Below are 6368 nucleotides of genomic sequence, written 5' to 3'. Positions count from 1 at the left end.
GTTTTCCAGCTGCTGATTTTCCTCTTAACTGTCACTTTGCTCCTAGGGGGAAGAGGAAATGCGATCGCCTTGCCCCTACTCCCCGAACAGTTGGCCGTCATCGACCGTGCAACGGCAACGGGTGGCACCGTGGTGGAACCAGTTAAGAAAAAAAATGAGGTTTCTAGCCCAAAAATTCTGGAAGATGCCCAAATTGCCTATGAAAAAGCCATCCAAGCGACAAAATCGGCTATCGATGACCTAAAGGCTCAACTAGCCGCTCCTTCTCTCGACAAGAAGATTATCGAAGCTCAACAGGACAACCTAGAGGACTTAGCGGACAATATTGACGATCTAGGGGAAAAAGTGAGTAAATTTACGAAAAAATTGACCAAATCTGGGGCTAAACTCAGTGAAACCCTGCAAAACAACCTTATTACCCTAGAAAATAGCCTTGTTAATACCTCCGAGACGATCGATATCTTAGCCGACGACACCGAACGACTCAAAGACAATGCTTCCCCTTTCCTGAAAACTCGCGTGGAAAAGACCATCGACGCGGTTAAACAGACTCTACAGGAAAGCGATCGAGCTTGGCAAGAACTGATCTCCTCGGCCACAACGGAACTGGAGAAGACTAGCACCCCGAAATAAATAGGGCTTACAAGGGCATACAATCGGTCTTTTTTGGGGTAATTATCGTTTTTACCCCAAAATTATCAAATCCGATACCTAATAGCTGTCTCCTGTCTCCTGTCTCGGAGTCTCGGAGTCTCGGAGTCTCGACTAGGAAATTAATTTTGCACGACTACTTACCAATCATGACGCTTACCTATCAACCACCAACCCCCCATCGCTGGCACTTTGATAATCGGGCGATTTTGCCCCTCAGAAACCCTAATTTCTGGAAAATCGAGAGTGGAGTCGTGAAAACCTCCACCTGGTTAGAAGATGGAACCCTGATCGTCTTGGGATTGTGGGGACCTGGCAATTTTGTTGGTAAAACCCTAGAGAGAGTCAATCCCTATCAAGTTGAGTGCATCACTCCAGTGCAAGCAGTTTCCTTTTCCACAGTTGAGAGTTATCAAATGGCAGAAATTCTGCTGTCTCATCTTCAGCAAGCACAAGAACTAAGTATTATTCGTAGCTACAAACGTACTGATGTTATGGTCTTGAAATTACTGTCATGGTTAGGCAATCAATTTGGTAAACAAACCGGTACCGGACAATTAATTGATGTGCGTCTAACTCATCAGGATATCGCTGACTTATTAGGAACCACTAGAGTCACAATTACCCGCGCACTTAATCACCTTGAACAACAAGGGGCCGTGGAACGTCTTCCCGTCCATCGTCTTCTTTTACGAGAGGAGGAAATCTGGCACTACGAGATTTAGAATGGGAAGGATTATCCCTTTTTTCAATCTATGAATTGGTTAGTAGCCCTTTTAATTACTAGCGTGACGAGTTTTGTAGCCACAAATCTCGATGATCTGATGGTGCTAATGTTGTTTTTCTCGCGACTTAATGCTAATTTTCGACCTCGACACCTGATTGTTGGTCAATACCTCGGTTTTACCCTCATTCTCCTAGCTAGTTCCCTCGGTTTACTATTTGGGTTACTGGTTTCTAAAGAATGGATTGGTCTATTAGGATTTATTCCTTTGATTATCGGCATTAAACAACTTTTGTCAAGGGAAAATGAGGATTATATTCAAGAAGTAAGAGAAGATGTTAATTATTCTAAAAATCGCTCCTTTGTTCCTCGTTTTCCCTCCCAAACCTATTACATCGCTGCCGTGACCGTGGCTAACGGCGGTGATAATATTGGTATCTATACCTCTCTTTTTGCCAATAATTCCCCGATGCACGTCTTAATTATCATGATAATTTTTTATCTCATGATGGGGATTTGGTGCGCCCTAGCCTATTTTTTGATTACCCATCCCAGGATAGCTAAAGTGGTTACAAACTACGGACATAAAATTAGTCCTTTTATCTATATTTTTCTAGGGATTTATATATTAGTTGACAGCCGATCCTATCGTTTATTTTTAATGTCTTAACCAAGAATGCCTAAAAATCGTCTTTTAAGTAGGGAGGTAAAATTATTTGTAGGATGGGTTAGCGGTAGCGTAACATGAGCAGGCGTTGGGTTTCATGCTTCAACCCAACCTACGTTCTCTTGAAAAGTTATAAAAGGATTTGTTATGAGAATTAAAAAACAACAGATAGCGGCCGAAGCTTCCTGCAAAAACCGGCGAGTTAATACTATTTTTCAACAAATGGGCATCGCCTATTGATAACCTAAATGCTCAACCAAACGCTTCTTTTCTCCCCAAGGACACCCTTACCATACCCCTTATCTATGAGCTACATTGACCGGAATCAATTTTCTGCAACTTTCGACATCGCCATTATCGGGGGAGGATTTAGTGGTTCCCTCGTGACAGCGAACCTGTTACGCGACACGGGGACTCCATTATCGATCGCCCTGATCGAGCGCCGAAAACCCCTCGGTACGGGGATCGCCTACGGAACGCGAGACAGCGGCCACCTGCTCAATATTCCTGCGGGCAAAATGAGCGCCTTCGAGGACGATCCCGAACATTTCCTCCACTGGTTAGCGGATAACGGCTATCGATCGATCGATCCGGCCAGCTTCGTACCGCGTCTAGTGTACGGCAAATACATCCGATCGATCCTAGAAGAAGCGCGGGACAACGCCATTGCCGATCACCGTCTGGAAACATTTACCGATGCGGCGATCGATCTGGTACTCGACGGGGAAAAGGCGACAATTACCCTCAAAGGAGGCAAGAAAATCAGCGCCGCTAAAGTAGTTCTGGCGCTGGGCAATTTTCCCGCAACGGTTCCCCAACCCCTCGCGTCTCTCAATTCCCTCTATCTCCGCGACGCTTGGGAGACGGACACACTCGCCGAGCTAAAACCCGACGGGACGATTCTGCTCGTCGGTACGGGGTTAACGATGGTGGATATGGTGGTTTCCCTGGCACAAAGGGGATTCACGGGCAAAATCCACGCAGTTTCCCGTCATGGCCTGATCCCTCGATCGCACCGACCCACCGATCCCTATCCCCCGTTCCTCACCCTCGAAACCGCGCCCCAGACCACCCGGGGACTCCTACGGCAGATTCGCACGGAGGTAAAAACCGCCGAGAGTCAAGGTCACGACTGGCGGGCCGTTTTAAACGCCTTACGTCCGATATCTCAAGGTCTATGGCATTGTCTGCCGATAGCGGAACGCGCCAGATTTCTACGCCACCTGAAAGCCTATTGGGAGGTTCTTCGCCATCGCCTCGCCGACGAGATCGCCAGTATCCTCGATGAGGCTGTAGAATCGGGACAATTAACCTATCATGGGGGAAGAATTGAAACTGCTGAGGTTAAAAACGGCTGTGTAGAGGTTACTATCCGTCAACGGGGGACGGGAAACCTCTTAAACCTAACCGTCGATCGAATTATTAACTGTACCGGCGCGGGTAACGATTACCGGACGATCACCGATCCCCTCGTCGTTCATCTTCGCCAACGGGGGTTAATCCGTCCCCATCCCCTAGGTTGTGGCATCGAAACCGCGGACAACGGGGCGATTCTCCGGCCAGACGGTACGGCATCGGACACGCTGTACAGCTTGGGAAATCCCCGCAAAGGCGATCTCTGGGAAACCACCGCCATTCCCGAACTGCGTTTACAGGCGGCCGAACTGGCCCGGGATTTGTTGCGATCGCTGAAAGAGAGAATTTCTCTCCCCGCGGCCTACTCGATCGCATTCGGGCCGGCAGCGCCGATTTTCCGCCAGCTTTTCGATAGGGAATCGAGTACCTACACCTATCTGATCGCTGATTCGGGTACGGGGGAGGCGATTTTAATCGATCCGGTCCTCGAACAGGTCGATCGCGATCGGCAGATTCTTTGGCAGTTGGGGTTAACTCTAGGCTACACGATGGAAACCCATGTCCACGCCGACCATATCACCGGAGCGCACCGCTTACGGGAGTTAACCAACTGTTCGATCCTCGTTCCCGAAAACGCGGAAGTGAGCGATATCGATGGTTATGTACGCGATGGCGACCTCTGGACCGTGGCAGGTCAGCAGCTAAAAGCGATCGCCACTCCGGGCCACACCGATAGTCATATAGCCTATCTCATCGATGAAAAACGCCTATTAACGGGGGATGCACTCTTAATTCGCGGTTGCGGTCGTACCGATTTTCAGAACGGTTCGCCGGAAGTACTATACAAGACGGTGACGGAGAAGTTATTCACTCTCCCCGATGATACGCTTGTTTATCCCTGTCACGATTATCTGGGAAGAACGGTCTCCTCGATCGGTGAGGAAAAGCGCTGGAATCCCCGTTTCGCCGGCCGCGATCGTCAGGATTTTATTCAGTTAATGAATAATCTCAATCTCCCCTATCCCAAGAAGATGACCGCTGCCTTAAGTGCCAACGCACGGGGTGGTAAGGTGGTTTTCGTCATGGATTATCAGATATAAACGGGCAAGCGATCGATCGCCCCGTCGGTCCTGCGCTACACTGGATAACGAAACACCAGAGGAGTAAAAGCCCATTCCTACTGCCGCGCAACAGCTAACCTGTTTTATTTTAAGTTATTGGGCAACGAAGATGTATTTGCCCGTTAATATTGTTCGGATTGACGAAAGAACGGGAAATATCTTTTTTCTCGCTGGGGAAGAGCAAGAAATTATTATTTTTAAAAATGGCGATTGGAGGTATGTATGATAAAACGCGAGTTTGAATCGATGAGTCGCGAGGAACTACGGAGTTATATTCTCGAACATAGAGAGGACGAGAGGGCCTTTCAAATTTATCTCGATCGGGTGACGGCCGAACCGGGAGAAATTTATCCCGCACCGCGTTCGATCGAGGATTTAAGTCATTTTCCCGAACTGGTAGCGAAAAATCGCCGCGATAAACAACAGAAAATATAAAGCCAATGCACTATTATTTACAGATTTTATACGTTTTCTCGAAAAGCGCGATCCCGTAATTTTCTAGAAACTCGATCGCTAGAGATTTCCAAGTCGCATCATCTCTAGGATAAAATTCGGGTGTACAGACATACGCCTCTAGATTCAAGTCTAGATAGTTTTTGTCCAGCCTTGCGTCGAAATAACTGATCGTGTTGCTTAATTGATTGATCGCTTTACAACGATTTTCAGTAACTTTTTTGGCGCTGGTTGCATTGAATTTAAATTCGACAAAGCAGAAATCACTTTTATCGAAAAATACACAATCACAATGGGAAGTTCCATAGCCTAAAAAACCTTTCTTACCATCGATCGGGATAAAACCAATTATTGTATTATCGCTAACCTTGAATGTTTTAGTGTCGTCGAAATCGTTAATTAAAATGTCCTCATCGTTCAAGTGAATAGTACAAGTCGAATTCACGAGAATATCGATAATGATAAAAGACTGACCATTGTAGTCTATAATTAGAAACTCCTCTCTCTCCTCGATTTGTATAAATTGATCGAGTTTGTCTATTTTTTGGGATAGATGGCCTTTGATTTCGTTAGGGTTTGCTGAATAAATCTAAAAACCTTGTTGGATAAGGCTTTTAGACTTTTTTTCCCTGAAAAAGTGCCTACCATTGGAGTGATTGGGGGGAAAATTTAGGGATTTTTTCCCTGAAAATTAGGTAATTGACCACCTGAAAATGGGTAAAACCCCACACCCCACACCCCACACCCCACACCCTGCCCCCACGAAAAACTTTTTCAGCAGCCCCTCGTTAAACTCTGTCATTTGCGTTTAAACGTTCTAGCGTGAATATTATATAGCTTATTAAATTCCCCTCCCATCATTTCGGATACGGTATCTAGATAATTCTGAGCGATCAATCCCGTGTTACTATCAAAAATAGATTCACAATAATTAGCCTCTTCGTCTAAAGATTGATTTCCTAGAGAGTACGCCGAAAATTCAGCCGCATTCAACCAGTAATCTTCTGGTATTATTTCCGACACTTCAGACTGTGCCGATGGATTTTTTTCAACAACTCTTTTGGCGAATAGTAAATTATTAAAAACCGATAAAATATAAGGACTGTGGGTAGTGATAATTAATTGATTATCTTCATTCCGATTAACCATTATCGCTAATAATTCAATTAAATGTTTTTGGGCAACTGGAAATAAATGCGCTTCTGGTTCCTCTATAATTCTCAAAATTATCGAACCATAAATAATATTTAAAAAGATGTCCTGTAAAATTCTAATACATTCCTGCTGACCAGATGAAGCATTACGAAGATCAATAGAATATCGCTCGTTTTTGTTAAATATAATCTTTTCTTCAGAATTGCCAATTAAGTATTCACCTTTTAATATTAAATCTATT

General features: G+C 45.3%; 8 protein-coding genes and 1 pseudogene. 7 read left to right on the top strand and 2 right to left on the bottom strand.

Annotated features, from left to right (window positions below; all coding sequences use genetic code 11):
- The 7 genes and pseudogenes from PX636_RS06140 to PX636_RS06115 form a co-directional block, all read left to right on the top strand.
- The coding region (locus PX636_RS06140; protein ID WP_288116505.1) for a hypothetical protein at positions 1 to 633 on the top strand (633 nt) is incomplete at its 5' end.
- Between the two features lie 167 nt (positions 634 to 800).
- Positions 801 to 1376, top strand: coding sequence for a Crp/Fnr family transcriptional regulator (locus PX636_RS06135; protein WP_002793798.1), 576 nt, complete (start codon positions 801 to 803; stop codon positions 1374 to 1376).
- A 30-nt stretch (positions 1377 to 1406) separates the two neighbouring features.
- On the top strand, positions 1407 to 2045 hold the full coding sequence (locus PX636_RS06130; protein ID WP_288116503.1) for a cadmium resistance transporter: 639 nt from the start codon (positions 1407 to 1409) through the stop codon (positions 2043 to 2045).
- Between the two features lie 245 nt (positions 2046 to 2290).
- A pseudogene (locus tag PX636_RS06125) lies at positions 2291 to 2827 on the top strand (FAD/NAD(P)-binding protein); the annotation flags it as partial.
- A 963-nt stretch (positions 2828 to 3790) separates the two neighbouring features.
- Positions 3791 to 4498, top strand: coding sequence for an MBL fold metallo-hydrolase (locus PX636_RS06120; RefSeq protein ID WP_232023867.1), 708 nt, complete (start codon positions 3791 to 3793; stop codon positions 4496 to 4498).
- 73 nt (positions 4499 to 4571) lie between these two features.
- A complete protein-coding gene (locus tag PX636_RS22835; RefSeq protein WP_373276090.1) occupies positions 4572 to 4745 on the top strand; it encodes a DUF6888 family protein in 174 nt (57 codons plus the stop codon).
- Complete coding sequence (locus PX636_RS06115; protein WP_002795955.1) at positions 4742 to 4954, top strand: DUF6887 family protein; 213 nt, start codon at positions 4742 to 4744, stop codon at positions 4952 to 4954. The genes PX636_RS22835 and PX636_RS06115 overlap by 4 nt, the downstream gene beginning before the upstream one ends.
- A gap of 13 nt (positions 4955 to 4967) precedes the next feature.
- Here PX636_RS06115 and PX636_RS06110 read toward each other — a convergent pair whose 3' ends face one another.
- Together PX636_RS06110 and PX636_RS06105 are read right to left on the bottom strand one after the other, a co-directional pair.
- Positions 4968 to 5417 (bottom strand): hypothetical protein, encoded by a 450-nt coding sequence (locus tag PX636_RS06110; RefSeq protein WP_288116502.1) that lies wholly within the window; start codon positions 5415 to 5417, stop codon positions 4968 to 4970.
- Positions 5418 to 5770: 353 nt separating this feature from the next.
- On the bottom strand, positions 5771 to 6368 hold a 598-nt coding region (locus PX636_RS06105), incomplete at its 5' end, for an AAA family ATPase (protein ID WP_288116501.1).

Origin of the sequence: Microcystis sp. M53598_WE2 (assembly GCF_030067735.1) — a bacterium.
Classification (GTDB): Bacteria; Cyanobacteriota; Cyanobacteriia; order Cyanobacteriales; family Microcystaceae; genus Microcystis; species Microcystis aeruginosa.
This window is presented reverse-complemented; position numbering and strand designations above follow the sequence as displayed.